28 protein-coding genes and 1 pseudogene are annotated in these 25,824 nt (G+C 64.4%); 11 read left to right on the top strand and 18 right to left on the bottom strand.

What is annotated here, in order from left to right:
• Nucleotides 1–9 precede the first annotated feature (9 nt).
• Nucleotides 10–738, bottom strand: coding sequence for an NAD(P)H-binding protein (locus LQ144_RS04380; protein ID WP_230117345.1), 729 nt, complete (start codon nt 736–738; stop codon nt 10–12).
• Nucleotides 739–852: 114 nt separating this feature from the next.
• Complete coding sequence (locus LQ144_RS04375; protein WP_230117344.1) at nt 853–1,521, bottom strand: nitroreductase; 669 nt, start codon at nt 1,519–1,521, stop codon at nt 853–855.
• 146 nt (nt 1,522–1,667) lie between these two features.
• Here LQ144_RS04375 and LQ144_RS04370 point away from each other — a divergent pair, with 146 nt between their 5' ends.
• Entirely contained in the window at nt 1,668–2,318 is a 651-nt protein-coding gene (locus LQ144_RS04370) for an NAD(P)H-dependent oxidoreductase (protein ID WP_230117343.1), read from the top strand.
• 207 nt (nt 2,319–2,525) lie between these two features.
• On the opposite strand, the gene LQ144_RS04365 is transcribed toward LQ144_RS04370, so the two are convergent.
• The gene (locus tag LQ144_RS04365; protein WP_230117342.1) at nt 2,526–3,011 is read right to left on the bottom strand and encodes a MarR family winged helix-turn-helix transcriptional regulator; all 486 of its coding nucleotides are present in this window, start codon (nt 3,009–3,011) and stop codon (nt 2,526–2,528) included.
• 47 nt (nt 3,012–3,058) lie between these two features.
• On the opposite strand from LQ144_RS04365, the gene LQ144_RS22950 reads away from it, so the two are divergent.
• Nucleotides 3,059–3,193, top strand: coding sequence for a hypothetical protein (locus LQ144_RS22950; RefSeq protein ID WP_290369713.1), 135 nt, complete (start codon nt 3,059–3,061; stop codon nt 3,191–3,193).
• Nucleotides 3,194–3,245: 52 nt separating this feature from the next.
• Here the strand turns inward: LQ144_RS22950 and LQ144_RS04360 are convergent.
• From LQ144_RS04360 to LQ144_RS04350, 3 genes and pseudogenes are all read right to left on the bottom strand, one after another.
• Nucleotides 3,246–3,888, bottom strand: a pseudogene (locus tag LQ144_RS04360) (beta-eliminating lyase-related protein); the annotation flags it as partial.
• Nucleotides 3,889–3,942: 54 nt separating this feature from the next.
• On the bottom strand, nt 3,943–4,701 hold the full coding sequence (locus LQ144_RS04355) for an SDR family NAD(P)-dependent oxidoreductase (RefSeq protein ID WP_230117341.1): 759 nt from the start codon (nt 4,699–4,701) through the stop codon (nt 3,943–3,945).
• A complete protein-coding gene (locus LQ144_RS04350; protein ID WP_230117340.1) occupies nt 4,698–6,101 on the bottom strand; it encodes a DUF6421 family protein in 1,404 nt (467 codons plus the stop codon). Before LQ144_RS04350 ends, LQ144_RS04355 begins: the two co-directional genes overlap by 4 nt.
• A 601-nt stretch (nt 6,102–6,702) precedes the next feature.
• On the opposite strand from LQ144_RS04350, the gene LQ144_RS04345 reads away from it, so the two are divergent.
• Nucleotides 6,703–8,265, top strand: coding sequence for an amino acid permease (locus tag LQ144_RS04345; RefSeq protein ID WP_290369712.1), 1,563 nt, complete (start codon nt 6,703–6,705; stop codon nt 8,263–8,265).
• A gap of 146 nt (nt 8,266–8,411) precedes the next feature.
• Here the strand turns inward: LQ144_RS04345 and LQ144_RS04340 are convergent, their stop codons facing one another.
• Nucleotides 8,412–9,821, bottom strand: a complete 1,410-nt coding sequence (locus LQ144_RS04340; RefSeq protein ID WP_230117339.1) for an MFS transporter — start codon at nt 9,819–9,821, stop codon at nt 8,412–8,414.
• 115 nt (nt 9,822–9,936) lie between these two features.
• Between LQ144_RS04340 and LQ144_RS04335 the strand changes: the two genes are divergently transcribed.
• Both LQ144_RS04335 and LQ144_RS04330 read left to right on the top strand, forming a co-directional pair.
• Nucleotides 9,937–10,485: a TetR/AcrR family transcriptional regulator gene (locus LQ144_RS04335; protein ID WP_230117338.1), complete on the top strand. Its 549-nt coding sequence runs from the start codon at nt 9,937–9,939 to the stop codon at nt 10,483–10,485.
• A 182-nt stretch (nt 10,486–10,667) separates the two neighbouring features.
• Nucleotides 10,668–11,948 carry a S8 family serine peptidase gene (locus LQ144_RS04330; RefSeq protein ID WP_230117337.1) on the top strand — a complete coding sequence of 427 codons (1,281 nt, stop codon included), beginning with the start codon at nt 10,668–10,670 and terminating at the stop codon, nt 11,946–11,948.
• Between the two features lie 79 nt (nt 11,949–12,027).
• Here the strand turns inward: LQ144_RS04330 and LQ144_RS04325 are convergent, their stop codons facing one another.
• Nucleotides 12,028–12,816, bottom strand: a complete 789-nt coding sequence (locus LQ144_RS04325) for a GntR family transcriptional regulator (RefSeq protein ID WP_230117437.1) — start codon at nt 12,814–12,816, stop codon at nt 12,028–12,030.
• 241 nt (nt 12,817–13,057) lie between these two features.
• On the opposite strand from LQ144_RS04325, the gene LQ144_RS22945 reads away from it, so the two are divergent.
• Nucleotides 13,058–13,183: a hypothetical protein gene (locus LQ144_RS22945; RefSeq protein WP_290369711.1), complete on the top strand. Its 126-nt coding sequence runs from the start codon at nt 13,058–13,060 to the stop codon at nt 13,181–13,183.
• Entirely contained in the window at nt 13,180–13,335 is a 156-nt protein-coding gene (locus tag LQ144_RS04320) for a hypothetical protein (protein WP_230117336.1), read from the top strand. Before LQ144_RS22945 ends, LQ144_RS04320 begins: the two co-directional genes overlap by 4 nt.
• A 91-nt stretch (nt 13,336–13,426) precedes the next feature.
• Here the strand turns inward: LQ144_RS04320 and LQ144_RS04315 are convergent, their stop codons facing one another.
• Nucleotides 13,427–14,362 (bottom strand): haloacid dehalogenase type II, encoded by a 936-nt coding sequence (locus tag LQ144_RS04315; protein WP_230117335.1) that lies wholly within the window; start codon nt 14,360–14,362, stop codon nt 13,427–13,429.
• 43 nt (nt 14,363–14,405) lie between these two features.
• Here LQ144_RS04315 and LQ144_RS04310 point away from each other — a divergent pair, with 43 nt between their 5' ends.
• Nucleotides 14,406–15,035: a flavin reductase family protein gene (locus tag LQ144_RS04310; RefSeq protein WP_230117334.1), complete on the top strand. Its 630-nt coding sequence runs from the start codon at nt 14,406–14,408 to the stop codon at nt 15,033–15,035.
• A gap of 73 nt (nt 15,036–15,108) precedes the next feature.
• Here the strand turns inward: LQ144_RS04310 and LQ144_RS04305 are convergent, their stop codons facing one another.
• The gene (locus LQ144_RS04305) at nt 15,109–16,497 is read right to left on the bottom strand and encodes an SLC13 family permease (protein WP_230117333.1); all 1,389 of its coding nucleotides are present in this window, start codon (nt 16,495–16,497) and stop codon (nt 15,109–15,111) included.
• 12 nt (nt 16,498–16,509) lie between these two features.
• Nucleotides 16,510–17,328: an Asp/Glu racemase gene (locus LQ144_RS04300; RefSeq protein WP_230117332.1), complete on the bottom strand. Its 819-nt coding sequence runs from the start codon at nt 17,326–17,328 to the stop codon at nt 16,510–16,512.
• 179 nt (nt 17,329–17,507) lie between these two features.
• Here LQ144_RS04300 and LQ144_RS04295 point away from each other — a divergent pair, with 179 nt between their 5' ends.
• A complete protein-coding gene (locus tag LQ144_RS04295; protein ID WP_230117331.1) occupies nt 17,508–18,293 on the top strand; it encodes an IclR family transcriptional regulator in 786 nt (261 codons plus the stop codon).
• Nucleotides 18,294–18,329: 36 nt separating this feature from the next.
• Here the strand turns inward: LQ144_RS04295 and LQ144_RS04290 are convergent, their stop codons facing one another.
• The 4 genes from LQ144_RS04290 to LQ144_RS04275 form a co-directional block, all read right to left on the bottom strand.
• Complete coding sequence (locus tag LQ144_RS04290) at nt 18,330–19,940, bottom strand: Wadjet anti-phage system protein JetD domain-containing protein (protein ID WP_230117330.1); 1,611 nt, start codon at nt 19,938–19,940, stop codon at nt 18,330–18,332.
• Between the two features lie 348 nt (nt 19,941–20,288).
• Complete coding sequence (locus LQ144_RS04285; RefSeq protein ID WP_230117329.1) at nt 20,289–20,453, bottom strand: hypothetical protein; 165 nt, start codon at nt 20,451–20,453, stop codon at nt 20,289–20,291.
• Nucleotides 20,454–20,810: 357 nt separating this feature from the next.
• Nucleotides 20,811–21,002 carry a helix-turn-helix domain-containing protein gene (locus LQ144_RS04280; RefSeq protein ID WP_230117328.1) on the bottom strand — a complete coding sequence of 64 codons (192 nt, stop codon included), beginning with the start codon at nt 21,000–21,002 and terminating at the stop codon, nt 20,811–20,813.
• A gap of 74 nt (nt 21,003–21,076) precedes the next feature.
• Nucleotides 21,077–21,331: a hypothetical protein gene (locus LQ144_RS04275; RefSeq protein WP_230117327.1), complete on the bottom strand. Its 255-nt coding sequence runs from the start codon at nt 21,329–21,331 to the stop codon at nt 21,077–21,079.
• Nucleotides 21,332–22,104: 773 nt separating this feature from the next.
• Between LQ144_RS04275 and LQ144_RS04270 the strand changes: the two genes are divergently transcribed.
• Nucleotides 22,105–22,494, top strand: coding sequence for a VOC family protein (locus LQ144_RS04270; protein ID WP_230117326.1), 390 nt, complete (start codon nt 22,105–22,107; stop codon nt 22,492–22,494).
• Between the two features lie 226 nt (nt 22,495–22,720).
• Here the strand turns inward: LQ144_RS04270 and LQ144_RS04265 are convergent, their stop codons facing one another.
• A complete protein-coding gene (locus tag LQ144_RS04265) occupies nt 22,721–24,229 on the bottom strand; it encodes a VCBS repeat-containing protein (protein WP_230117325.1) in 1,509 nt (502 codons plus the stop codon).
• A 311-nt stretch (nt 24,230–24,540) separates the two neighbouring features.
• Nucleotides 24,541–25,239 carry an SDR family oxidoreductase gene (locus LQ144_RS04260; RefSeq protein ID WP_230117324.1) on the bottom strand — a complete coding sequence of 233 codons (699 nt, stop codon included), beginning with the start codon at nt 25,237–25,239 and terminating at the stop codon, nt 24,541–24,543.
• Between LQ144_RS04260 and LQ144_RS04255 the strand changes: the two genes are divergently transcribed.
• Nucleotides 25,127–25,411, top strand: a complete 285-nt coding sequence (locus tag LQ144_RS04255; protein ID WP_230117439.1) for a DUF5808 domain-containing protein — start codon at nt 25,127–25,129, stop codon at nt 25,409–25,411. The two genes, LQ144_RS04260 and LQ144_RS04255, sit on opposite strands and share 113 nt — an antisense overlap.
• Nucleotides 25,412–25,612: 201 nt before the next feature.
• Here LQ144_RS04255 and LQ144_RS04250 read toward each other — a convergent pair.
• A partial coding sequence (locus LQ144_RS04250; RefSeq protein ID WP_230117323.1) for an aldehyde dehydrogenase family protein occupies nt 25,613–25,824 on the bottom strand: 212 nt, incomplete at its 5' end.

The raw sequence follows: 25,824 nt of genomic DNA, 5'->3' as shown, positions 1-25,824 counted from the left end.
CCGGGCGAGTCAGGAGAGCCAGTCGGCGTAGCGGGTGGGGGCGAGGTGGGCGTCCTTGTCGGTGAGGACGTCCCCCTTGACGACGGCGAACATGCCGGCGTTGGGGTCGGTAACGACGGTACCGCTGCCGCCCTTGCTGGACAGGGTGATCCGGCCCAGCTCGTCCAGGGAGAAAATCTCGGGGCCGGCGATGTTGCGGATGCCATTCAGCGGGGCGCCCGCAGCAACCTCCGCCACCGCATTGGCAACGTCCTTGGCGGCGATCGGCTGGATCGGCGTGGCGGGCAACCGGACAGTGTCGCCGTCAGTGGTCCAGGACAGGACCGCGTCCACAAACTCCATGAATTGCGTCGCCCGGACGATGGAGTAGGGGATCGGCCCGGCCGCGAGGATGTCCTCCTGGAGCGCCTTGGCCCGGTAGTAGTCCAGCTCCGGCACCTGGTCTGTGCCGACAATCGAGAGGATGACGAAGTGGCCGACGCCGCCCTTCTGGGCCGCGGCCAGAAGGTTGTCCATCGAGGCTTGGAAGAAAGCCGGGGAGGTTTCGTCGAAGGTCGGGGAGTTCGTCAGGTTGACGACGACGTCGGCTCCCGCCAGGGCCTCGTCCAGGCCCTGCCCGCTGATGACGTCGACTCCGGTGGACTGCGAGTGGGGTACCGCCTCGTGCCCGGCGGCGTTCAGGTTCTTGACGACCTGCGACCCGATCAGCCCGGTACCGCCGATGACTGCGAACTTCATGACATGCCTTTCGTTGGGAGAATGTGCAATACATGGCGCATGAACCACGTGTGGGTGGCATGTACCAAACTCGGATAACTTCTGTCGGAGTACATCGGCCGAGGGCGGCCGGTGTTAGTAAGCATCGACGAACGTGGCCGTCTCGTCCAGAGGCGCCCGGCCCGTACGGGCGGCGCCCACTGTGACGTCCCGGAACCCGATCGACATGCCACAGAAGAGGACAAGCTTGTCCGGCGGTGACAGGACCTCCGCGACGGTGTTGTGATACTTCGCCCATGCCATCTGCGGGCAACTGTGCAGCCCTTCGGCGCGGAGGAGCAGCATGACGGTCTGCAGATACATGCCGACGTCGGCCCATTGGGCCGGGCCCATGTCGCGGTCGATGTAGCAGAACAGGGCGGCGGGCGCGCCGAAGCAGTCCCAGTTCGCGGCTGCGGCCCTCTGGCGCGCCTCCACGTCCTCGCGCGGAATGCCGAGTGCTCCGTAGCGCTGCTCGCCGAAGGCGGATCGGCGCTCGTGATACGGGGACTTCAGCGCGGGCGGGTACATCTCGTACTCCGGCTCGTCCCAGGGGTCGCCTGCGGCCAGGCGCTCACCGGCGCGCTTCTTGAGTTCGGCCAGCGGCCCGTCGGTCAGCACGTAGGCGTGCCACGGCTGGAGGTTCGACCCGGACGGCGACCAGGCCGCGGCGGACAGCACGGCCTCCAGCACATGCTTCGGGACATGCTGGTCGGTGAATCCGCGCACCGCTCGTCGGCTCGTGACCGCCTCATAGACGTCCATGATCGGCTCTCTCCCAATCTCTCAGCGTGTTTATCTCTGTCGTACGAGATAGTATCATTCAATACTATCTCGTACGCAACTATCTACGGGTGCGAATCCTCAGCCCTTGGTTCCCCGCCCCGGGCACCGTTCTTAGGAGAAAATCCATGGCCACGCTGCTGCACATCGACTCGTCCGTATTCCCCGGCGAAGCGTCCTCGTCCCGGTCGGTCGCGGACGCGTTCCGCAAAGCCTGGGAGGAGCAGTACCCGGACGGCACGGTAATCTACCGTGACGTCGCCGCCAACCCTGTCCCGCACATCACCGCCGACGCCCACACCGCCGGTTTCGCCGCCCCGTCCGAGCGCACCCCGGGCCAGTCCGCCGCGTTCGCCCCGCGCGTCAGGCTCATCGAGGAACTGGAGGAGGCGGACGCGGTCCTGATCGGCGCCCCCATGTACAACTTCTCGATCCCGTCGACCCTCAAGGCGTGGCTGGACAACGTGATCCTGCTCGGACGCACCGCGGGCGAGACCCCCTCCGCCCAGGGCACCCCGGTCACCGTCGTCGCCAGCCGCGGCGGCTCCTACGCGCCGGGCACTCCTCGCGAGGGCTACGAGTTCGTGCTGAACTACCTCGACGCCGTGCTCAGGGGCACCCTCGGCCTGGACCTGGACTTCATCGTCCCGGAACTCACCATGGCCCCCCGCAACCCGGCCATGTCGGAACTGGTCCCCCTTTACGAGGCCTCCCGACAGCGCGCCTTCGAGGACGCGACCACCAAGGCAAAGGAACTCGCGGCGCGCTTCACCGCGTAACCGCCCGTGCCATGGACGCCGTGTGACGCCTCGACCCGAGGCGTCACACGCCACCCTCGCCGCCTGCGCCCCTCCGACGGCGACAGTGGCACTCCCCGAAGTCAGGGTGCGCAGCGAGGATGGCCGCAGCCCTCAGGGGCGGGCTCGCCGGGAAAGCCGCAGGAGGCGACCTGCGCCACGCGGCAGGCAAACCGTGCGGGGGCGTGCTTACGCCTCAGTGCCCGCGGGATGGGCAAGCCGGGTCAGCAGATCCTTCAGTTGCTCGGTCTCGCCGGGCCCCAGGTCGGCAACCAGACGCTCGGACAGCGGCTCCGCCGCCACATGGGCTGCATCGAAAAGCTCGAGTCCCTGAGGCGTGATCTCCACTGCCCGCGCCCGCCGGTCCCCCGGAACGGTCTTGCGTACGGCCAGCCCCTTACGCTCCAGGTCGTCCACGACCCGCATGATTCCCGCCTTGTCCGACCCCGTCGCCGCCGCCAAGTCCCGCTGCACCGTGGCCCCGGTATCGACGAGCACGATCAGCACGGCAAAATGCCTCAATTCGATGCCGAGCGGCCGGAGTGCTTCCGCCATCACCGTGGCCGCGTGCCAGTGCGCCTGGCGCAGAAGCAGGCCGAGAGCGAAAGGCGATTCATCCCCGGGGCGGTCTGTCGCACGCGAGGCGGTGGTTCTGTGAGGAACATCGGGGGTCATGAAGCCACATTACCGCCATCCATTCATTCGATACGGTATCAACTGAAATGAAGTCCAGCTGCGTCTACTGCCGCCCTGTTACCTCACTCCGGGTGGTCCTGGTCAAGACCGGGGCCCACATCGCGGCCGAAGAGCTCGTCCTTTTGTTTCTCCCCGACGATGACGCGGGCGCGGCCTCTTGAGACCGCGCCCGCTGGAAAGCACCGCCATTGGCTGGCGGTTACCTCTCCCTGTTTACACGTTTCGTTGTGAAGCTGGGGAGCCTACGGCAGCGTCAACTGCAGCCACGAGAGATCGGACGTCGGTTTCGGTGGTGTCCCAGGAGCACATCCACCTGACTTCGCCGCGTGCTTGGTCCCAGTCATAGAAGCGGAAGGATTCCCGGACTTTCGCGGCTGCCCCGGGTGGAAGAACGGCAAAGACGCCATTGGACTGTGTTGCTTGCGTCAGCGAGACGCCGTTAATGGCCGAGATTCCTTCGCTGAGACGTCGAGCCATCTCGTTGGCGTGACTGGCGGACCGCAGCCACAACCCATCCGTTAGCAGGGCTACCAGTTGCGCAGAGACGAAACGCATCTTTGAGGCAAGCTGCATGTTCATCTTGCGCAGGTAGCTCATGCCTGGGTCGGACTGTGGGTTGAGCCAGATAACGGCTTCACCGAACAGCAGCCCGTTTTTGTTGTAGCAGGTGCCGAGTTCGGTGGTCTGGGTGATCGATACGACCAGCGGTTGCGCCCGATGCTCGTCTCCCCACCCAGGCTTCGGCGTCGATCAATTCCCGGGTGAGTTTGCCATCCGGTGTGGGGATCGGGAGGAGCTTCACTCCGCCAATCCGTTCCGGGGCGCCGTTTTCGTCGGTATTGATATGCGCTGTTGTGCAGGCGCCCCGCCAGTATCTGCGGGACGCCTGCTTTCGTATCAACGCTGACGCTTATGCCGGTGCGCCCACGAGGTGGCCGGCCGTGAGTGACAAGCGCTGCCCGTTGATCTGTTCTGCCTCCAGGCCGAAGATCCGCTGTACAGCATCGGCAAGGACACTGACATCGGTGAAGCCCGGAAATTTCCGTTCCGGCTGGGCTGCGCGCATCCGGTCATCGACCAGAGCCTTGACGACGAAGACCAGGGCGGCCGAGTGCTGAGCGGAGAGGGGGCTTTCGTTTCCTCCCTGCAGGTGCCGGAATCCGTCGGCCACGGCCAGGGTCCATGCCTCGGCGGCGGACTTGACGGCGGCATAGGCGGCCCCGTCCGCTGTCGGCGAGGAAGCGGACTGTGCGGAAACGATGGCCAGGCGACCCACAGGGGAGGTAGCCAAGTCATGGTAAAACGCGCGACTGGTGTTCCTCAGGGTGGTGAGGACGCTGGTGTGCAGAAAGTCCCAGTCTTCATCCGTCTGGCCTTTAATGCCGGTACCGCCTCGCCACCCTCCTACAAGATGGATAAGGCCGTCCACGGGACCCAGATCGTTCCGGACAGAGGCCGCCAAGTCCTCAACGGCTTGCAGGTCCGCGAGGTTGCAGACATAGCCCGTGACGTTGTCGTACGCGACCGAGAGCTCCTGCACTCGGTCCTCAAGAATGTCCACTGCGGCCACGCGTGCCCCTGCTTGCGAGAGGGTGCGGACTACCGCGACGCCGGCAGCGCTTGTCGAACCGGCGACGACGACCGTACGCCCCGAGAGGTCCTGGCTCATGCGCCCGCCTCGCCCTCAGTCTTCACAGGGCTCTGACCGGTGATCCCGGCAGTTGATTCAATGACCGAAGACATCTTCTTCTCCAGAGCCTCGTAGAACATCGACAGAGGGAATTCGTCATCAAGGATCTGGTCCGTCAGACCCCGGGGAGGGCCTTCGAGCGGAAGGGCCTCCGGTCCCTTGGCCCACACGGAGGCTGGGTGGGGGGTGAGGGTTTCCGAGACGAGCTCGTAGGCAGCCAGCCAGTGTGCGGTCTTCGGCCGGTCGATTGAACGCCAGTAGAGTTCCTCGATGCGGAGACCCAGCTCGACGACCACGCCGGCGACGTCCTTCCAGTCGATGCTCAACTTTCCATCGGTCCAGTGCAGGACTCGGTGCTGGTGCATCCAGGCGAACAGCAATTGGCCGCCCACTGCGTCGTAGTTACGAACCCGGTTCCCGGTAATCGCGAAGCGGAAAATGCGGTCGAAGATCACGGCGTACTGGACCAGCTTGGCGTGCTTGCGGGCGTCCTCGGAAGCCGTTTCGTCCCGCTCGATGAGGACTGATTCGCGGAAGGCGGTCAGGTCACAGCGGAGCTCCTCCAGTGAGTACAGGAAATACGGCATCCGCTGCTTGATCATGAACGGGTCAAAGGGCAGGTCACCGCGCATGTGGGTCCGGTCATGGATCAGATCCCACATCACGAAGGTCTTCTCCGTAAGGTGCTGGTCGTCGATGAATTCCGCGGCGTCAGCCGGCAGGTCCAGGGAAGTGATGTCGGCAGCAGCTTTTAGGACGCGACGGAACCGGGCAGCTTCGCGGTCCGCGAAAATGCCTCCCCAAGTGAAGGAGGGGGTGCTCCGGACTGCAACGCTCTCGGGGAAGAGAACTGCGGAGTTCGTGTCATAGCCGGGCGTGAAATCGATGAAGCTGATGGGGACGAACAGCTTGTTGGAGTAGTCTGCTGCCTCCAGTTCAGCGACGAAAGAGGGCCAAATGACCTCGATGAGGACGGCCTCGAAGTAGCGGTTGGTGCTGCCGTTCTGCGTGTACATGGGGAACACAACCAGGTGCGGCAGCCCATCGATGCGCCACTGCTCGGGGTGGAAGGCTACCAATGAGTCGAGGAAATCCGGTACGACGAAGCCCTCGGACGCCCACTGCTGGAAGTCCTGCACGAGCAGTTCAAGGTAGTCCAAATCGTGGGGGAGGTGGGGGCGCAGGTCACTGATTGAGTCAGTAATGATGCCGACATTCTGGCGGGCCTGGTCATGGTCAGCGGGTTCCGGAACGGAACCGTCCTGCACTTGAACCTGCTGCAGTCCGATGACGGCTGCCTTCAGTGCCTGCCATGCCGGGAGCGCCTTGAGGTCTTCTGCCCGGGTGGTTATCACTTCCGGGTTTGCGATTACAGACATGCTCGTTCCTTCCGTTGAGGGGATTCCTGAAGAAGCTAGCAGTGCGTAAGCATTCGTGAAGGGTTATTCTCTCATGCATAAGGAATCCTTTTGCTAGCAACCGTCTCTTCACTGCTATGCCTGCGCTTGACCTTAAGGTCGGGTGCCTTTGGGCATCCCACAAACCGCGCATCTCGATTGAATAGGCCGGGGCTCCAGCGTTGTTCGGGTGGCTCGCGGACACGCCTGGCGTCATTCGCCTAACGCCGGCCGCGTGCCATAGCAGATCGACAGAGCTGCTTACTCGGCAAGTGCGATCAAATCAGCAACCCTTACGCTGAAATCGAGTAACCCATGCCCATGCGTAAGGACTTGACCCGTCGGGCGTGCAACATTCGCCGCGCCAAAGGTCGCTTCCTTCACGTGTGTTAGCTTGATCACCATCCTTCCCGGCCCGGGGGCTCCGGAAGGCTTAAATCCACCGCAGCTACCTTTTCGGAGGCACCATGGGACTTGGCTCCCACACGCAAAAAAGTGATCGGGCTATTGCTCCCGGCACCACCCCTGAAACCGCTCTTTGCTCCGGTTCAGGACTGATTCTTAGCTCCCTTGGCGGTGTTGCATGACACCGACGAGCGGAACTGCCGTAGACATCAAACCCGATGAAACAGCACAACAGGGGTCCTCCCTTGCGATAGGGGCAGATCGCGCTTCCGGCGAAACCACCAACGAACTCAAGCGCGGGCTAAACAACCGCCACCTGCAGATGATTGCTATCGGCGGTGCGATCGGTACCGGGCTGTTCGTGGCCTCGGGCAGTACCATTGCCCAGGCGGGTCCCGGCGGTGCGTTGGTCGCCTATGCGCTGGTCGGGCTGATGGTATTCCTGTTGATGCAGTCACTGGGCGAGATGGCGGCCAAAATTCCGGTCGCCGGTTCTTTCCAGTCCTTTGCCACCCGTTTCGTCTCCCCGTCCTTTGGGTTCGCGATCGGCTGGAACTATTGGTTCAACTGGGCCATCACGGTGGCCGCCGAGCTGGTCGCGGCCGGGATCATCATGGACTTCTGGTTCCCGGGGGTCCCGGGATGGGTGTGGGCCGGGATCTTCCTGCTGGTGTTGACCGGGCTCAATGCCCTCTCGGCGAAGTCCTTTGGTGAGTCGGAGTTCTGGCTCTCCCTGATCAAGGTCAGCGCAGTGGTGCTCTTCCTGATCGCCGGCGTGCTGATGATTTTCGGCATCCTCGGGGATAACTCTCCGGGACTGAGCAACTGGGAAAACCGCGATGACGTGTTCCACGGGGGTTGGGTCTCGATCATCTCGGTCTTCATGGTTGCCGGGTTCTCCTTCCAGGGCACCGAACTCGTGGGAGTCGCAGCAGGCGAAGCCAAGAACCCGCGTCGCGAAGTGCCGAAGGCTATCCGCACTGTCTTCTGGCGCATCATGCTTTTCTACATTGGTGCCATCTTTATCATCGGCTGCCTGATCCCGTTCACCGATCCGAGCCTGCTGGCCTCCGGCGAGTCCGATATTGCAGCGTCGCCGTTTTCCCTGGTCTTCTCGCGCGCCGGAATCGCCTTCGCAGCGGCCTTGATGAACGCCGTGATCCTGACCGCAATCCTGTCCGCGGGCAACTCCGGACTGTATGCCTCCACCCGGATGCTTTACGCCATGGCCCATGACGGCATGGCCCCGAAGATCTTCGGCCGGACCAATTCGCGTGGTGTGCCGATCCCGGCGTTGCTGGCGACCGCCGCCGTGGGACTCTTCGGGTTCCTCTCCGCGATCGTCGGTCAGGGTGCGGCCTACTCCTGGCTGCTGAACATGTCAGGCCTATGCGGCTTCATCGTCTGGGCGGGAATCGCGGTCTCCCACTATCGTTTCAGGCGCGGCTTCCTGGCCCAGGGAAACAAAGTCAGCGACCTGCCGTACAAAGCATCCTTGTTCCCCATTGGCCCACTGCTGGCCTTCGCCCTGCTGATACTGGTAATCGCGGGACAGAACTACGAGGCTGTGCTTGCCGGACGGACCATGGAGGTGCTTTCCTCCTACATCGGGTTGCCAGTCTTCATCGTTCTATGGCTGGCTCACCGCTTCATCACCAAGTCCAAAGTGGTGCCGCTGCTCGAGATGGATCTCACGGCACCTAGGGACCTCGAGGACGAACCTAGGGGCGGCACCCGGTAACCATGCTGCGCGGGCTACCCCACGCATTGCGGGGCCCAGCGGTAGCCGAGGGCCAGAAGGGCTAGAACGGGGGATCTAGACCAGAGAGAGGGAAGCCGGGTGAGAATTGCACCCGGCTTCGCTCTTCCCCCGAACGGGTGCCACCCTCATGCCACCTTCCGAGGTCTGATGACCAGCCCGACGACGGCTGCCAGCGCGAGGGCGGACAGGATGGTCGCCGACCAGAACCCGGCCCGGCCGCCGGTCAGGAAGTCGCCGGGGACAGCGAAGGCCGCGTACGTCGAAGCCACGATGGCCAGTCCAACGGCGCCGCCAAGTTGCTGCATTGTCTGGAAAAGCCCAGAGGCGGACCCTGCGTGCTCGGGTTCGACGTTGCGAAGCGCGAGCGTCGTGAGCGGCATGAACGTCATGCCGGCTGAGATTCCCGTCAAGAGCAGGGCAGCCATGACGATCACGAAGGGGGTGTCCGGACTCAGTTGCGTGAGCGGCAGGAAGGCGACCACGCGAAGGGCGGCGCCGAGGATGACAAGGCGGACGGCCCCGAAGCGCTCGACCAGTCGCGGGACGATCCGCGACATCGCGAAGATGCTCAGGGGCATCGGCAGGAACGCCAGCCCCGTCAACAGTGGCGTGAGGTGCAGATCGTTTTCGAGGTACTGGACCATGAGGAAAAACATCGCCAGCATCCCGCCATAGGTGGCCGCCATTGCCGCCAGCGCCGCCACCCGGCTCGGGCTGCGGAGCAGCTGCGGGCGGAGCAGGGGATGGGCCACTCTCCGCTCTGTGAAGGCGAGCACGGTGATCAATGCTGCGCCGACCACCAGCCCGCCGATCGTGCGGGGACTGGACCAGCCGTCGTCGCCCGCTTGGATGAGGGCCCACACGATGGCGACGGCGCCGCCCGTTGCGGTCACCGCTCCGAGCACGTCGAAGCGCCCGGGTCTCCGGGGAGTTTCGGCGACGAGGCGCGGCACGGCAAGGAGGACGATGACGCCGATCGGCACGTTGATGAAGAGGGTCCACCGCCAGTTGGCGATGTCGGTGAGCAGGCCGCCAAGAATGAGCCCGAGCGCGCCGCCCATCGAGGCGACGGCGGAGAACAACGCAAGCGCCCGGTTCCGCGCGCCGTCGTCCCGCGCGCTCGTGGTGATGAGCGCGAGCACGCTCGGGGCGGCGAACGCGGCACCGAGGCCTTGGAGTGCGCGTGCGATGACGAGGAGCAGGGGTGAGGTGGCCAGGCCGCCGAGCAGCGAGAAGACCGTGAAGACTGCGACGCCCACCAGGAACGTGCGGCGACGGCCGAAGACGTCTCCGATCCGTCCGCCGAGCAGCAGGAGGCCGCCGAAGGCGACGGCGTAGCCGTTCAGGACCCAGCTGAGCTGGGCGCGGGTGAAATCGAGGTCGGTGGCGATGTGGGGGAGTGCGACGTTCACGACCGTCGCATCCAAGACAAGCATGAGTTGGGCAAGCATGACCAGCCAGAGGCCAATGCTGCCGGCGCGGCGGCCAGATGGCGCGATCCCGGCGGGCGCCCGTGTGGCGATTGTGGATGTCATGGGGTGGTGTCCTGTTCTAGCCGATGGGCTGACGTACACTAAGAGGAGAGATGCTCCGGTTAGAACTATACGGAGACACTCTCCGTTTGGCAACAATGTTTTGAAAGGTGTTTCTGTGCGCGCTGACGCCCAACGCAACCGCGATCGGATCGTGGAGGTTGCACGTGCGCTGTTCCGCGCCAAAGGCTTCGACGCCGTTTCGATGGACGAGGTCGCTAAAGGGGCCGAGGTGGGCCCCGGCACGCTGTACCGGCACTTCCCGACCAAAGAGTCCCTGTACGACGCAGTCCTTGAGGCCTGGGCGGAGAAGGTCAACGCGGCAGTCGACAGGGCGCTTTCGCTCGACGCCTCCGCGCGGGAGCAGCTGTTGACCTGGCTGACCGACTATGCGGCGATGCTGACAGAACACAAGGGTGCGGCCGCGCGGATCACTGCTGCGCTGGGCGATCCCGGGTCTCCATTCGCAGCAAAATGCACTACTTACGTCAATGCGAATCAGCGCCTCATTGACGGGTTGGACTCGGCCCTGCGCCCCGGCGTCGAGGCAATGCAAATCAGTCGGCTTGTTGGCGGGATGGCTGCAGTGGCAGACAACAGCGAGCTTCCCGCCGAATCAGTTGCATCGATGCTTGCGATCGTCGCTGACGGACTGCTCGCTCCCTGACGGGTTCAGAGAACGCATTCGAGGCCAATCTGCCGGCGCAGACCTCACCGCCCGGCGATATGCTCCGCAATGTACGCCCCGGTGGACACGCTGCTGTCGTTCGGCGCTCCAGTCGCCGCACCGCTTCGTCATGCGGCGGCAGACACTATCTAGCCGGTGCAGATTGAAGCAAGATACTCCCCATGAAAAGAATCGTTATAGCTAGTTTCGCGGCGGTAGTCATAGGCTGCGGCGCAATCACGTTGGCAGCCCCAAGCAACGCAGTGACCACGGGCGGCGAGGCGACCCAGTCGTCACACATCGCGGGACAAATCATGATCAAATTCCGCGACAAGAGTGCGGCAGCCGGCGTACTGCGCCAGCACGGCCTCAAGGAAGGCCCCGGTATCGGCAGTACCGGCGCTCAACTCATCAAGGTACCGGCCGGTAAGGAACTTCAACTCATCGAAGCCTTAAGTCGGAACCCGGCAGTCGAGTACGCCGAGCCGGACGAGCTGGTTACTGCCGATACAGCTGACCAGTATTTCGGCCGCCAGTACGCCCTGCAGAACGTTGGCCAGTCATTCACTAACACCGCCAACACGCAAACCATAGCCACGGGTGATGTGGACGCCGATGTGGACGCCGTCGAAGCGTGGACGTTCGCGACCGGCAGCGGCATCAAGGTTGCCATCGTCGATTCAGGTGTCGCAATGGACCACGAAGACATCTCGCAGAAGGTCGTCGCACGGACCAACTTCAGCGATACGAAAATTATCAATCCTGAGGACTACGACAAATACGGCCACGGCACCCATGTTGCCGGCATCGTTGCCGCCGCCCACAACTCCACCGGTGTCGCCGGTGTGTGCCCGGACTGCACCATCCTGGATGCCAAAGTGCTTAACGACAGCGGGTCTGACTCTAGCTCAGCCATTGCTAAGGGCATCGACTGGGCGGTTGTAAACGGCGCCAAGGTGATCAACATGAGTCTCGGACAGCGCGTCTCTTCGCGCACGCTCGAAACTGCCGTGAATAACGCCTGGAATAAGGGCATAGTGATAGTTGCTGCGGCCGGCAACGCCGGTACCCAGGCCAAGATCTACCCGGGTGCGTATCCCAACGTTATTGCCGTGGCTGCAACCGACAACAAGGACGACAAAGCATCCTTCTCAACCTACGGTAAGTGGGTGGATATCGCGGCGCCGGGTGTCAATGTCTACTCGACCTTCCCGATCCACCCCTTCGTCCTGGGTACGCAGAACGGCCGGTCCATGGGTTATGACATTGCCAGCGGTACCTCAATGGCCTCACCCATTGTCGCCGCCGTTGCCGCGCTTGTCTGGAGCTCACCTGCCGGGACCGCAAACGCATTAGTCCGCGCAAAAGTCGAATCAACCGCTGACCCGATTTTCGGTACAGGCAGCTACTGGGCCAATGGCCGCGTGAACGCTTGCAGGGCGGTCGGTGGTAACTGCCCTTAGCCGCGGCCGCATGAACGGCCGGGGCCCGGACCGGTCATGCGGGGGCGGGCCGCCTAAGCTCAGTCGGACCGAGCCGGGCTCAGGACTGAAGGGACTGCATCACTGACAGGTGCCCGGCGCGGTCAGGAATGAGGCATTTGGCCAGGTAGAAGGGCCGGTTCGCGTGCCTGACGTACTGCGTCAGCACGAGCACCGGATCCGATGCCCGCAGGTCCAGCAGTTTGGCCCGGCTCGGGCCCACCTGGCTGAGGCCGATCTGGCATTCGCCGGGTCCTACTACCCGGCCACCGCGCTTGTAGAGCGCCGCGAGCAGCGTGGTGCCGCCGTCGTCGTCGAGCTCCAGCGGGGCGGCGGCAGCGGAACCGCTGCCGAAGCTGACCGGTCCGGCGGAGATGTTTTCCTGCAGGTGGGCGATGGCCTCGCCGTCGCGGATCAGGACCGATTCCCACAGCCAGCAGTCGGCGCCTGGTTCGACGCCGATGCCGGGGGCGACGAACTCGGAGGCGGGCTGCCGCTCCCTTTGTACGCGTTTGATCTCGATGTGCTGACCTGGGCCGCCGAGGACCTCCTCGAAGGGCCGGATCCGTTCGATCCCGATGCGGGGGAGGGTGTCCGAGACGAACCGGCCGACGCCGCGGCGGGCCCGGATGAGGCCGTCCTCCTCGAGCAGCATCAGCGCCTCGCGGACCACTGTGCGGCTGACCTTCATGTCCGTGCCGAGTTCGGTTTCTGTGGGGAGCATGGAGCCGGGCGTGAGCAGGTTGTTGCGGATGGCCTCGGCGATCCGGGAGTAGACGGCGACCCGGAGGGGTGAGCCAAGCTGGGCCTCCACCGGCTGGGACAGGAACCTGGCGGCGTCCTCGTGCACGTTATGCCTCGCTTGCGTTTGGTCGGGGAAGTCCAGCGTACCGCGGGGTGTGACGCGTTTGTTGGACAAGGTCAGCTGATCTATGTAGTGACGCGTCCAGTGGGAAAAGCGCACGTTCGATGTCGTGTTCGGCCGTGCCAAAGCTGCCGCAGGCAAGACCTTCGCCTATCTTTCGTGAAACTTTCGCCGATCTTGCCCGAACGGGGTCACCATCAATTCATAGCCGGAAGGAGTGGACATCATGGCTGACGATCAAGAATTGCTGGACTGGATTTCCCCGCGCAAACAGAGGGAAATCGACAATCAGGCGGCATTTCTGCTTTATCTGCTGGAGCGTGAAGAGGCGCAAGGCAGTGGGAAATCATGAACGACTACGTTCCCCGTTCCCGTGAACCGTATGACGCGCATTGGGTCATCAAACGCGACCTGGCGAACATCATCGCCAAGTACACCGCGAGGGGCGACAAAGAAACCGCCGCCGTCTACAGGGAAGCACTTGCCCGTTACGACGGCGACTGAATCTGGGCCCTGCCAATGCCGTGGAGAACCGGACGTGGTGCCCTGCGGGGCTCGATCTTGTCGAGTGGAAGTTCGTCCACCACCACGGTGACTATGTTCCGGCTGATGAGGGTCCTGCCGATCCGGACGGCTGACCATTCGTGGGAGCCGCTGCGTTCCCCGACGCTGCGGCCGGGTACAACGACGTCGGAAGCCCGTGATTCACGATGGCATTTGCCGCCTTGCCGTGGGCGTTAGCATTATGGTGCGACGTCCGGCGAGAGGGCGCGCATCCCGCCTCTGCCGCTCCGAGCCCGCCGGCAAGTTCGGTGATGCTCGATGCCGAGAGGTCCCAATCGCTCTCCGGCGTCAGGTCCGCGACCTGGCCCGGGCCGTATTCGGTGGGGCGGGCGATGAACGCCGTCGCCAATCCCGCGTCCCGGGCAGCGTGCAGGTCGTTGTTGTGGGCGGCCACGAGCATCACAGCACCGGGCTTGAGGTCCAGGAACTCCGCAGTCCGAAGATAGGCCTTGGGCAGCGGCTTGTACGTGCGCGTCATGTCCGAGCCGATGATCACGTCCCACGGAAGGCCGGCGTTTCTGGCCATGTCCAGTAACAGCGAGGTGTTGCCGTTGGAGAGGGGACCCACAATGTAGCTACGGCGGATCGCGGACAGACCTTCCAAGCTGTCCGGCCATGGGGGCAGACGGTGCCAGGATGTGTTCAACTCTTCCAGGGTTCTTGCGTCCAGCCGGTCCGGATCGAAGCCGTGATGGCGGAGCACCTGGTCCAGGTTTTCGCGGTGGAGTGTGTCCAGGGTGGCGAATTCGCGGGAGCCGGAGCGGATGGCCTCCATTGCCGGCTGGTAGAGGGCGCGCCAGTCATCGGCGAACGCCTCGGCGTCGAGGTGCTGCCCACGTGTCGCGGCGAAGGCGGCCGCCTGCCGGGCGACGCCGGTACGCCAGTCCACCACCGTGCCGAAGGTGTCGAAGAGGACGGCGCGGATCCCGCACCCGGTTGACGGTGACCGGTATGGCTGGATCGTCATATCCTGTTTCCTTCCCATGTTCCCTGCCCGATAGTCTGGCACCATGCGCACTGATTTCGATCCCAAGGTGACGTCCGCCCGTGATTTTTACCGGCTGCTGACTGCGGTGGTGGTACCCCGGCCCATCGCCTGGGTATCGAGTGTCTCGGCGGAGGGCGTTGACAACCTGGCCCCGCACTCGTTCTTCACTGTGGCGTCCACGAATCCGCCCATCGTGCAGTTCACCTCGGTGGGGGAAAAGGATTCGCTACGCAACATCACCGAGTCCAGAGAATTCGTGGTGAACCTCGCCCCGGCCGCGCTGCTGGAGGAGGTCAACGCCACCGGCACCAATTTTCCGCCCGAAGTCAGTGAGTTTGACGCCGCTGGCCTCACGCGGGAGCCAAGCCTCACCGTGGGTGCGCCGCGGGTAAAAGAATCGCTGGCGGTGCTCGAATGCCGCCTGCACTCGGTCCTGCCGATGGGAGACTCAATCCTGGTCTTCGGCGAAGTGACGCACGCTGCCGTGAGCGACGCGGTTTTGGACGGCAGCCACCCTCGGATTGACCTGCTCGAGCCGCTGACCCGGCTGGGCCTGGACGAGTGGGGCACGCTGGGCACCATCCAGGACCTCAAACGGATCCGGCTCAAGGACTGGCCGGGGCCTTTCCGCCCGAAGGCCGGACGCCGCTGAAGCCAGGCCGCGTTAAGAAGGGAAAGGGATGCCCTGCCACGCAGGACACCCCTTTTCCTTCGATGTACGGTGCTCAGCCGAGGCCCAACTGGACGAACACGAACCACACGACGAGCGGCACCAGGCCGATCATCGCGATGGCCCAGAGCAGGAGCGCCCGGAAGAACATCCGCTCGTCCTTGGGCTGCGCGCTCGCCATCAGCAGGGCGCCGCTGGTGGACATCGGGCTCACGTCAACTACCGAGGAGCTGATGGCGATGGCCGTCACTACCCCGATGGGGGTGAGCAGCGGATCCATAGCGATGGGTGCGACCACCGGGCTGATGACGCCGAGGGTGCCGGTGGTTGAGGCGAAGGCCGAGACTATGGCCACCACATAGCTGGTGACCAGGGCGGCAAGCGAACTGTTGCCCAGGCCGGTGATACCTTCCTGAAGATCCTTCAGCGCGCCCATCTTTTCCAGCATGCCTACGTAGGTGACGATGCCGGTCACCAGAATGATCGCAGACCACGGCATGCTTTCCACTGCCGGCTTCTGCACGCCCGAGTCCAGGACGATCAGCACTGTGGCAATGATCAGCGAAGCGACTCCGACGTCCAGGCCCAGAACCGTGGTGAGAACCAGAAGGGAGGCGATGCCCACCAAAGTGAGGATCCGCATCGGCGTTGCGGCTACTTTCTCGGGGCCAGTCCTGGTGGTGCTTACGGCAGCCACAGAAGTGGGCGCCGGGGCGGTGAGCACAGCCGTTCCGGACCCGGACGGACCTGACGCGCTGCTTCCAGCGGGAGCAGCAGCGCCGCCGTCGTGCTTTGCATCCCCGGCCTCACCGGCCTGGTGACCTGCCGCCAGAGCCGTGCGGCGTTTCATGACGGCCTGGACCAGGACGTAGGCGATCGCGGCCAGGATGGCATTGAAGACGAAGCAGTAGGCGTAAAGCTTGAAGGAACCGTCCGCGGCCCTGGCGCCGTCCAGCATCTTATTGGCCAGCACGCCGAAGGGGTTGACCGGAGAGAAGGCACCGGCGTTGGCGCCCTGGACGATGACCAGGCCCATCGCCAGGGTGCTGATGCCGAACCGCATGCCCAGCGCCAGGCCCACCGGCGCCACGATGGCGATAGCGGCGGGGGTGAACGCGCCGGCCGAAGCCAAGGCGGCCGTCAGCAGGAACATCAGGATGGGGACCAGGATCTTCCGGTCGCCGGCGAGCCGTTCAGCCCAGTAGGCCAGCAGGTCGATGGTCCCGTTGATCCGCACAATGGCGAAGAGCAGTGTGGCGCCCACCAGGATGAAGAACAGCCCGGCGGGGAACTGGCCGATGACGTCCTTGATGGACATGCCTGCCAGGAGGGTTCCGACGCCGAACGCCGCGACCGTGGCCAGCAGGCCGGCGTTGATCTTGGTGAAGGATCCGATCGCGAAGGCGGCTACCAGGACCAGGAATGCGATGAGTGATACGGACATGGTGCCAGCCGCCTAGGAGTTCGCGGAGGTGAGGACGCCGGCGCCAGACAGCAGGCTGCCCGCTCCGGTGATGGCGGGCTGGTGACCGAGCGCCTTGAGGATCTCGTAGGTAGTGGCCGTGGCCGCCGTGATGACCGGCAGGCCGAGCTCGTCCTCCACCGCCTGGACCGCAGCCAGCGACGGCATCTGGACGCAGGCGGAAAGCACGACGGCGTCCGCGCCTTCGCGCTGCAGGCTGCGGGCAAGCGCGGGCAGGTTCTGCGGATCAAGGCAGCCGACCTCGAGGTTGTCCGCCACCTCGAGGCTGATGGCGTCCAGTACGGTGATGCCGGAGCCCTCGATGTAGTTCACCACCATCTTGGTGAGCGGCTTCATGTAGGGGGTGATCATGGCCACCTTAAGCGCTCCGATTTCCTGCAGCGTGCGGACTAGGGCACCGGCGCTGCTGGTCACCGGGGCAGGGTGCCCGTTTCCGGCGGCGGCGTCCGCGATTACATTCTCCGAGCCCTCGTGGGCTCCGGGACCCTGGGCCATCACGGCGACCAGGCAGGCGTAGGCAATGACGTCCACATCGGCGTCGGAAACAGCCTCGGCGCAGTCGGCTGCCTTGCCCACCATAGCCAGCAACTCTTCCCGAGTGACTTTCTTCATGCCGGCGCGGGCGGAGTGGAAGGTGTAGTTGTGGCCGGTTGCCTGGGCCTGCCGGCGGAACAGCTCCGGCAATTCCGTCTCCATAGTGGTGTTGGAGCTGGGAACGATCAGTCCCACCCTGGAGGAGCCGGGGCGCTTGGGTTCCGGCGCGGTTTCGCAGGTGCTTTGGGGTGTGCTCATGATTTCTCCACGTCTTTGTGCTGGGGCCTGGTCGAGTGAAACCCACTTGGTGGGTTAGGTTTCCATGATGTGGGTCTCGCGAATAGAATGTCAAATAGGTCACGATCCCGTGGCCAGCTTCCAGCTGACTAAGCTGAAGGCTGCTCGAGGTCAATCAGTGAAGTGAAGGGACGTCAACGGTGGCAACGGAATCGGGAGCCGGGGGCCCACCCCTGCTGGTCCTACACAAGGTGGCGGAGATCCTGGATTGTTTCTCGGTCGAGGCTCCGGAGCCGACACTGCAGCAGATCATCCGGAAGACCGGCCTGCCGTCCAGCACGTGCCAGCGGCTGGTGCAGAACATGCTGCGGGAGGGCTTCCTGGACCGCGACGGGGACCGGTACAGGATCGGCATCGGGCTGGTCCGATGGGCTACCCCCGGGACGTTCGGGCTGGACGTGGTCAGGCTCGTGAAGCCGGTTTTGCAGCAGTTGCGCGATGAGACCGGCGAAACGGCATGCTTGTACGTCCGGGACGGGGCGTTCCGGACCATCGTCGCCGTGGCCGAGACACGTCACGTGGTGATGCGGCCCTTCCTGGTGGGCATGGTTATGCCGCTACACGCCGGGGCGCCGGGCAAGATTTTCCTGGCCTTTGATCCGGAGGCATGGGGCGCCCTGGAGGACCACGGCCTTGACCGCTTCACCCCCGACACCCCGGCATCCGTCGAGATGCTCCGGGAGCAAGCGGAGGTGGCCAAGGAACAGGGGTTCTATGCGGCTTTCGGGGAACGGCATGAAGATGTGGGTTCAATCAGCGCACCCGTATTCGACCACGCCGGCCGGCTCGCCTGTGCCATGGGTCTGGGATTCCCGACCCAGCGGATCGGGCCTGCCGACGTGGAACGGCTAGGGCCGGTGGTGGCCCGTGCAGGCCTGGAAGCCAGCCGTGCGCTGGGGTATGACGGGAGCCAACCGGTCGGTTAAGTCTGCTGAAGGCGGCCGGCTGGGGGTTCGACGAGCTCATCCTCTGAGTTGTTTGAGCGCCCAGTCCCAGCGGATCAGCTCCTGCTCGAGGCGGACGGCGGATCCGTAGGTGTCGTTGCCAAGCGCTTCATAGAGTGCGGCTTCCTCCGCTGTCAGCCTTGTTAGTGCAGCCCTCGACGGCGACGGCTCTCTTCCCCACGCATCGTGGTGTGCCAGCAACGTCTCCTCGTCCATCAGCACGCTGGCCACGTGGGGATGCACTGCGCGCAGCTGGTCCAGGATCCGGAAGCCATGGGTGTCCAGATCGCCCCAGTACAGGACCTCACACTCGCGGAGCCATGCGGCATCACGTAGCGAAGAAAAGCCGTACCCGGCTCCGTAGAGTGCCAGTGTGCCGGGCCGTTCGGGCAGTGCGAGGAAGTTGACCAGGTTCTCGGTCGCGATCACGGTGTGCACCGGGAGCTGCAGCGCGCTGAATGCCTCGGCGGTCACGGTGATGTCCCGGGCATCGCCCAGAACAAGAATCGCGGGATCCAGAACACGGAACCGGACGAGCTCCGGCGGATGCAGGAACCCGTGCCGGCGGGCGAAGCGTGCCGCCGGAGTACGGCCGGCGCCATCGTCCAGGGCAACATCCGGCGCAGGCGTCTCCATGGGCGGTTCCGTGTCGGCCTCCACCTCATCCATATCTGAGCCAGGCGCAACGCCTGCGAGCAGCTGATCAATAACCTGCCGGTGCCGCTCAATGAACTTCGTGTGGACACCGGGCAGTCCCAGTTGCCGGACGTAGATTCCCGGGGTGGGATTGTCCCGAAGCCACAGCGCCGCCCGGGCGGCGGACAGAACGTCATCGTCTAGCTCAAGCAATTTCAGCGGGCGCCGCGCCGCCCAAACGGCCAGTTGCGGATCCAGCCCAGCAAGACACTCCGCCAGCTCCTGGAACCGCTTTGCCTCTCGGGCTTTGCCAACAAACGCGATCTCAGCCTCGGCCGTCTCGAGCTCCCGCCGGTCGTCCTTTTCGTGCCTGCCGCGGCCGCCCTTGAGCTGGCCGTTGACGGTCAGCGCCTTGGGATACCGGCGGAAATCCTCGACGGTATCGCAGCAGACATGGTCGAACCTGGTGGCAAGTTCATCCAGCAGGAAGTTTCGGAACGGCGTGCCCGGCTTGATGGCGATCTTGGCAGCAAGGGTGCCCGGCTCGGCCGCCCTGGGTGCCGGCGATTCCCTGATTCTCAGGTAGACCAGCCGTCTGCGCAGGTTGTTGGCATCCACCCAGCTGCTCACGGCTGCATAGTGTTCGGCCGGCACCAGCAGGGACAATGCGAAGCCGTGCAGGGTGCGTTCGGCCGCGCCCTCCCATGCGCCTTCACCATCACGGACCCGCAGCAGTTCGCCGGCGTACGGCAGCGCAGTCTCCGCGATCCCGGTGCCGTCACACAGCCGACGGCGGAGCTCCAGCTGGGGGAGCGGCAGCAGGTTGGGACGGGACTGCAGGCTGCGCAGTTCGTTTCCGATCTCGGTCAGCCGTGCCGTCTGTTCGGTGCGGGTGATGGTCAGCGCGGTGCGGCTCTCCTGAAGCTCATCGGAGTGGGCGCCGAGCTGCGATTCGACCTCCTCAAGCCGGGCCCGGTTCGCGTCGAACAGCACCCGGTCTTCCGGCGGCCGCAGTCCCAGGTTCTTCGCGGCGGCAGCGTAGGTTTCGAACGGCTGCCGCTGGGTGCGGGACTGGTCAGTCAGCCGTGCGGTCTCCGCGTCGATGGCAGCCAGCGCTGAGCCTCGGGGCTTCGTGGGGAGGGTGCTGCCGCGGTATGCCCGGGGAAAATGGCAAGTCCGGCGTCGGTGGCTGCGGTGACCAGGCCGACGTCGTAGGCAATCAGCACGTCCGTCTGCAGGCGGTGGGCTCGCTTTCCTCGACGACGAATTTGAGTGCAGCCGGGGTGTCCACATAGACGATCAACCGGCCAACCGCAGGTCGCACAGAATCTCTGCGCAGAATCAGCGCTCCGGGTTTTCGGAGCGTTGAGCCTTCCGGCGTTCCAGACTCTTACGGACCTTACCCTTGCGTGCGGGCAATCCGTGATGGAACAGGTGCTCCAGGAACGTAAGCGCGATATCGATTAATAGGAGGATGAAGTCAATGAGCATTCGCGTCCCGTCCATGGCCAGAATCTGAAGTGCCCGCACTTCGCGCACGGACGGCGGCCCGGAGAGGGGTTGGACGAAATCCGGAGAGCGTATTACAGTCTTTTCTACTGAAACCGGCATGGGCGACAGAAAGCCCGGGGAGGAGTAGCGCATCACCGCTGACCAATCCAAGCAACACTGTCCAATCCCGATGAAAGCCCCTCCCGAGGGGCTTTCCCTATTTCCCCAGCTTGATCGGCGCAGCATCACCAAGGAGAGCCGCCGTCCAGGTCTTCCATGGCCCAAGTGATGATTTTTAGGCCGAATGGGGTGGAATTCCGCCCTGTGCCCAGTATGACCCATAGACAGGACCGGAATGTCCGCGAATCGGTCTCAGGAATCCGCGGAATCACCGGCCTTCCTTATGTACTCTTCGACGGCGTTTTCGGGAATGCGGTACGAGTTGCCGAAGCGCACCGAGGCCAATGCGTGGGCCCGGACCAGCCGATAGACGGTCATCTTGGACACGCGCATGGCCGCGGCCACTTCGGCAATTGTCAGGTAGTGCAGGTTTGCAATGGACATTTCAATCAGGCTCCCGGGGTTCGGGCCGATGGTTGGGGATGGTTGAGCGGATTGGCAGGACTGTGGAGGGGCAGCTAATCTGGCCGTCTCAGCTGCCGATGGTCGTAGAAGAAGATGCGGTCTGCGGTTTGCAGGCCCACCAAAGTGCCGTTCTTGACGGCCACTTGGCCTTCCCTGCGGCCGTTGAAGGGATCGTCGACGACGACCACCTCACCGACCTTGAACGGAACAGCCGCCGTGCGTGCTCGGGCTATGGTTTCGTTGACGAAAGCGGACAGCCGCCAGGGTCGAGTGTTGGTAGCCGACCTGCGGGCAGGGATTTCCCCCATAAGGATCACTCCTTCACAGTGCGATCAACGCTGATTCACTGGTGCGGGTCCGGTTTGGCCTGCGGAAAATGGTTTCCGTACCGGGTTGGCACCGTAGGACAACGCTAAACCCGATTCCCAGCTCTCACATGAGTACCAAGTACCTCAATTACTTCTCCCCAACCACTGGTAACACCTCGTGAGTACTTGCTTTGGCCGGCCGGACTATCTGGATCGCCTCATGCACGGATCGAAATGAGCGCGACCCTCCTGTACGTGATGTACAGGAGGGCCGCGCTGTGGTGGCGGGGATGGTGCGGCGGTCAGGAGGTGGCCGGAAGTTCAGTCGTCGCTGCCGTGGCCGCCATGGCCGCCGCTGTCATCGGATCCGGAGAGGAGGATGCCGGTGAGGGTCAGTGCGAGGGCTGCTTTTGTCTTCATGTTTCAACAGTAGGAATCCGTTGGAAAGGATAGGTGCAGGACAAATCCAAGAGTTACCCGAGATTGGTGCCGCACTCGTCCCGCCACCGGAGGCCCGCCGATGGGGGACAGGCGGGCCTCGGGCGCGCCACGCTAGAGCGGCGCAATGCAAACATCGACTGGGCGAAGCGGGCATGCCATCGGTGCCCGTTTGGCTGCTACGCCTCATCACCGATCTTGCCCTACCCTGCTGGGTTGGCATCGATCCAGTGTGACCCCGCGGGCATATCAGACACTCCGCGTGTTGACACGCCGCGACGTGGCGCGTATCTCTGAGTTCAGAGCAAGGAGGTCTCCCCATCGCCACCGTAAGCGTGCGCTACATCGTCGATGACGTCGATGCCGCAGTCAACTTCTACCGCGAACATCTGGGATTCACGCTCGTCATGCATCCCGCGCCGCCCTTTGCCATGCTCGACCGCGGTGATCTGAGGCTGCTGCTCAGCGCTCCGAGCGGCCAAGGCGGAGGAGGCCAGAGCATGCCCGACGGGACCGTTCCCGCCCCGGGCGGCTGGAATCGATTCACGCTGGAGGTGGCAGACCTCGCGGCAGTCGTGCGGACCCTTCGCGACGCCGGCGTGCAGTTCCGAAGTGACATCGTGACGGGTGTGGGCGGAAATCAAGTACTGATCGAAGACCCGTCGGGCAATCCGATCGAACTATTCGAGCCGACGATTCCCGAGGCGCGGCTCGCCGCCTCCTGATCCCAATGCACTGGCCAGGGAGCCGAGCTGCGCCACGGCGAGCTCGACTCCCCGAAAGCCGGGCCGCCGGACGCCGCCGTGCCGCTGTGGTGACCGGCCTGAAGTGCGGAACGACGGACGGCCAGTAGGCCTTGCGAAGCCACCGACCGAGCTGGGCGTCGAAATCTTCCGGCGATACGAAGACCCGTCCCGGCAGGAGGGAGCTCTGCCGGAACTGGCGGTGGTCCTAGCGGAAGATGTTGTAGCTGCTCCAGCCTGTGCCGACGATGGTCCGCGCGCCCCAGATGCCCTTGCTGAAGGGGTAATGGGCGAGACGGCCGTCGCTGAGCCGGGTCATGAGCCCTGAGCTTCCCGTGGTGAATCCGGCCACGCTGGTGATGCTGTTGATGCTGTTCCACCCGGCGCCCGCCGTGCGCCTGGCTTCGGAGACGAAGCCGCCGGTTCCGGTGGAGCGGTACAGCACGAGCCTGCCGTCGCTGCGTTTGGCCAGCAGGTCCTGCGCCCCGTCCTGGTCGAAGTCGGTCATGGTGAGGTACAGGCCTCCCCAGCCGACCCCGGTCTTGATGCGGGGTGACAGCGACGATCCGGCGTTGTTGCCGTAGTACCAGAGGGTCCCGGCGGCGTCGTAGGCAAGGATTCCCGGATATTGGTCGGTTTTGCGCCAGTGGCCGACGGTGATGTGGTAGCTGCCCCAGCCGGTGCCGATCGCCTGCGCCGCGGCGAATCCGCCGCCGGGTTTTCCGGGGTAGAAGCTTAGCCGGCCGTCCTTCCACTGCGCGATGACATCGAAGACGCCGTCGCTGTTCCAGTCCGCCACGAACCCTTTGGCCAGCCCGGACCAGCCGATGCCGATCTTTTGCCGGGGATGGAACCCGCCCTGGCCGGTTGCCGGGTAGTCCCACAGCGCGCCGTCAGGGCCGGCCGCCACGACGTCCGCGGCGCTCCGGATCGATGAACTGGTGCTGGGCGGAGGGGGAGCAGGCGGAGTGGGGTTGGTCTGATCCGAGGCGTTGATGATGACATCGTCAATGTAGCTGTCGCCCATTTGCTGGAAATGTTCCGCACCGACCTGGACCGCGTTGAGCGTGGTGGCCGCGCTGGCTACCTGGTTGCTGGAGTACACGGATGTCTCGTCGAACCACACCTGCACTTCGGTTCCGAGACCATTCGCGGTCACCCGCATAGCAACGTGGTGCCAGGCGCTGAGCGTGATGCTTGAGGGGATCAGCCGGGTATAGACGAAGGATCCGGTAGGCGAAGTCACGCGGAGCCAGAGCTGCCCGTTGGAGTTGTACCGGTAAATATCGGCGACCCGTAAGCTGCCGGAGAAAAAACGGAAGTACGGGACGTCGTTGCCTGCCACCCCGGCCTGGGTGATGTTAAACCAGCCGTCGGCATAGGCCGTGGCTGTGGCCGCCGGCAGGGGCACGGACAGCTTGGCCACGGAGCCCGCATCAGTGGTGGCGTGCAGGAACGCGGCGCAGGTTCCCGAATGGGACTGGGCCGAGGAGACGGTGGCGGTTCCCGTGCCTCCGGTCGTTGGCGTGAACCCGGCCAGCGTCCCGGACTCGAGATTATTAGCCATCACCGCCGTCCCCGGATAGGTGTCTGCGGGGGCAGGGGTTCCGGGCTGGCATGTTGCCGCCTGGGCCGGAGCGGCTCCCACCGCCAGCGCCCAAATCAGGGATACCGCCGTGACTCCGACAACCCCAAACCTGCTGAGCTGTTTGATCATGCTGCGCTCCAATGTCGGCTGAACAGATGGTTCAGGCTGGTAGGCGTGCTTGATGGTAACCGGGCCCGGCGCTGTTTGGGGCGTGTGCCTGGTCCGGCTGCCCGTCCCACGGTTCGGCCTGACGGGGCATTGCCCGGGACGTACGCCATTCTGGTCACCGGAAGTTGGGAAAAGATCGGAACGAATGCACAGAAGTTGCCTTAGGACACCAAATCGGGGGGGCCGGCCTCATCATCTTTGGCTGCGCGGACCCCCGTCTCGCCGCGGAGATCATCTTCGACGTCGGCCTCGGTGGCGTCTCCTCGGCGCCGTCAGTTCCCGGTGTTGAAGGCAGGCGTTCCTGCGAGCCTGCCGCCGTCGACGGTGAGAACGGTGCCTGTGACGAACGAGGATTGGTCCGAGCATAGCCAGAGTGCTGCGGCGGCAACATCGCCCGGGGTGCCGATCCGGCCAAGCGGAACAGTTGCGGCCACGCGCTCCTGGGCGGCCTGGCCCGCCTCGGCGAGCCGGTCGGTGAGTACTGGTCCGGGAGCGATCGCGTTGATCCTGATTCCGTGGGCGGCGTAGTCGAGCGCGGCGACGCGGGTGAGGCCAGCGACGCCGAACTTGCTGGCCGTGTAGCCGCTTAGGCCGGCGACGCCCTGTTCGCCTGCGGTGGAGGACATGTTCACGATCGCCGCACCGGTTCCTGTCGCGAGCATGAGTTCGATTTCGTACTTCATGCACAGAAAGACTCCGCGGAGGTTCACGGCGATTGCGCTGTCGAAGTCCTCGCTGGCCCAGTCGCTCAGGGGCGCCGGAGTGCGGCCGCCGCCTGCGGCGTTGTTCACCGCAGCGTCGAGGCGTCCGAACCGCTCACTGATCCCTGCCAGCAGGTTCTTCACCGAGTCCTCATCGGTGACGTCGACGGGCATGGCCGTGGCTTGCCCGCCGGAGGATGTCAGGGTCTGGACCAGGGAGCGGGACCAGGGCGGGCGCGACTCCGGCCTGACGCACCGGGACGACGACAAGTATTGGCGCGGTGGCCTGATCTACATCAACCGGGAAGACCACACACTGCTTGTTCCGCGCAGGTTCGGTCTGGGATGGACCCTGAACTTCGGCAATCCCGGAGCAGCGATACTCATGGCCGGCGTGGTCGCTCTGATCAGCCTGCTGATCACCCTCCGCCTTGGCGGCTGAACCCAATGGACAAGCGATGATGAAGGCAAGAGTTCTCAAATGCCGATTGCCGTCCGGGCAGGGAGCCCGCTGCCCCGCGGACTTCTGGAGCACGCGCAAGGGCGCCGACCTTGCGTGCCCGGAAGAGGGTGCCGGACCGTGGGTGGACCACCCGTACGGCCGGCCGCTCTAGACAGCCCGGATCAGTGGGGAAGTGCCAACTCAGCCGTTGATGACTTGGGGGATGCCGAGGGCTTTGAGGCCTTCGACGCCGAATTCCAGGCCATACCCCGACTGCTTGGCGCCCCCGAAGGGGACGCGGGGGTCAACTGCGCCGTGCTTGTTGATCCACACGGTGCCGGCCTCGATGCGGGCTGCGACCGCACGTGCGCGGGCCGGATCGGAGGACCAGACCGAGGCGCCAAGCCCGACGT

Source organism: Arthrobacter sp. Bi83, assembly GCF_918698095.1.
In the GTDB taxonomy this organism is placed as follows: domain Bacteria; phylum Actinomycetota; class Actinomycetes; order Actinomycetales; family Micrococcaceae; genus Arthrobacter.
The sequence above is the reverse complement of the archived record's forward strand: the minus strand, read 5'-3'. Positions and strand labels throughout refer to the sequence as shown.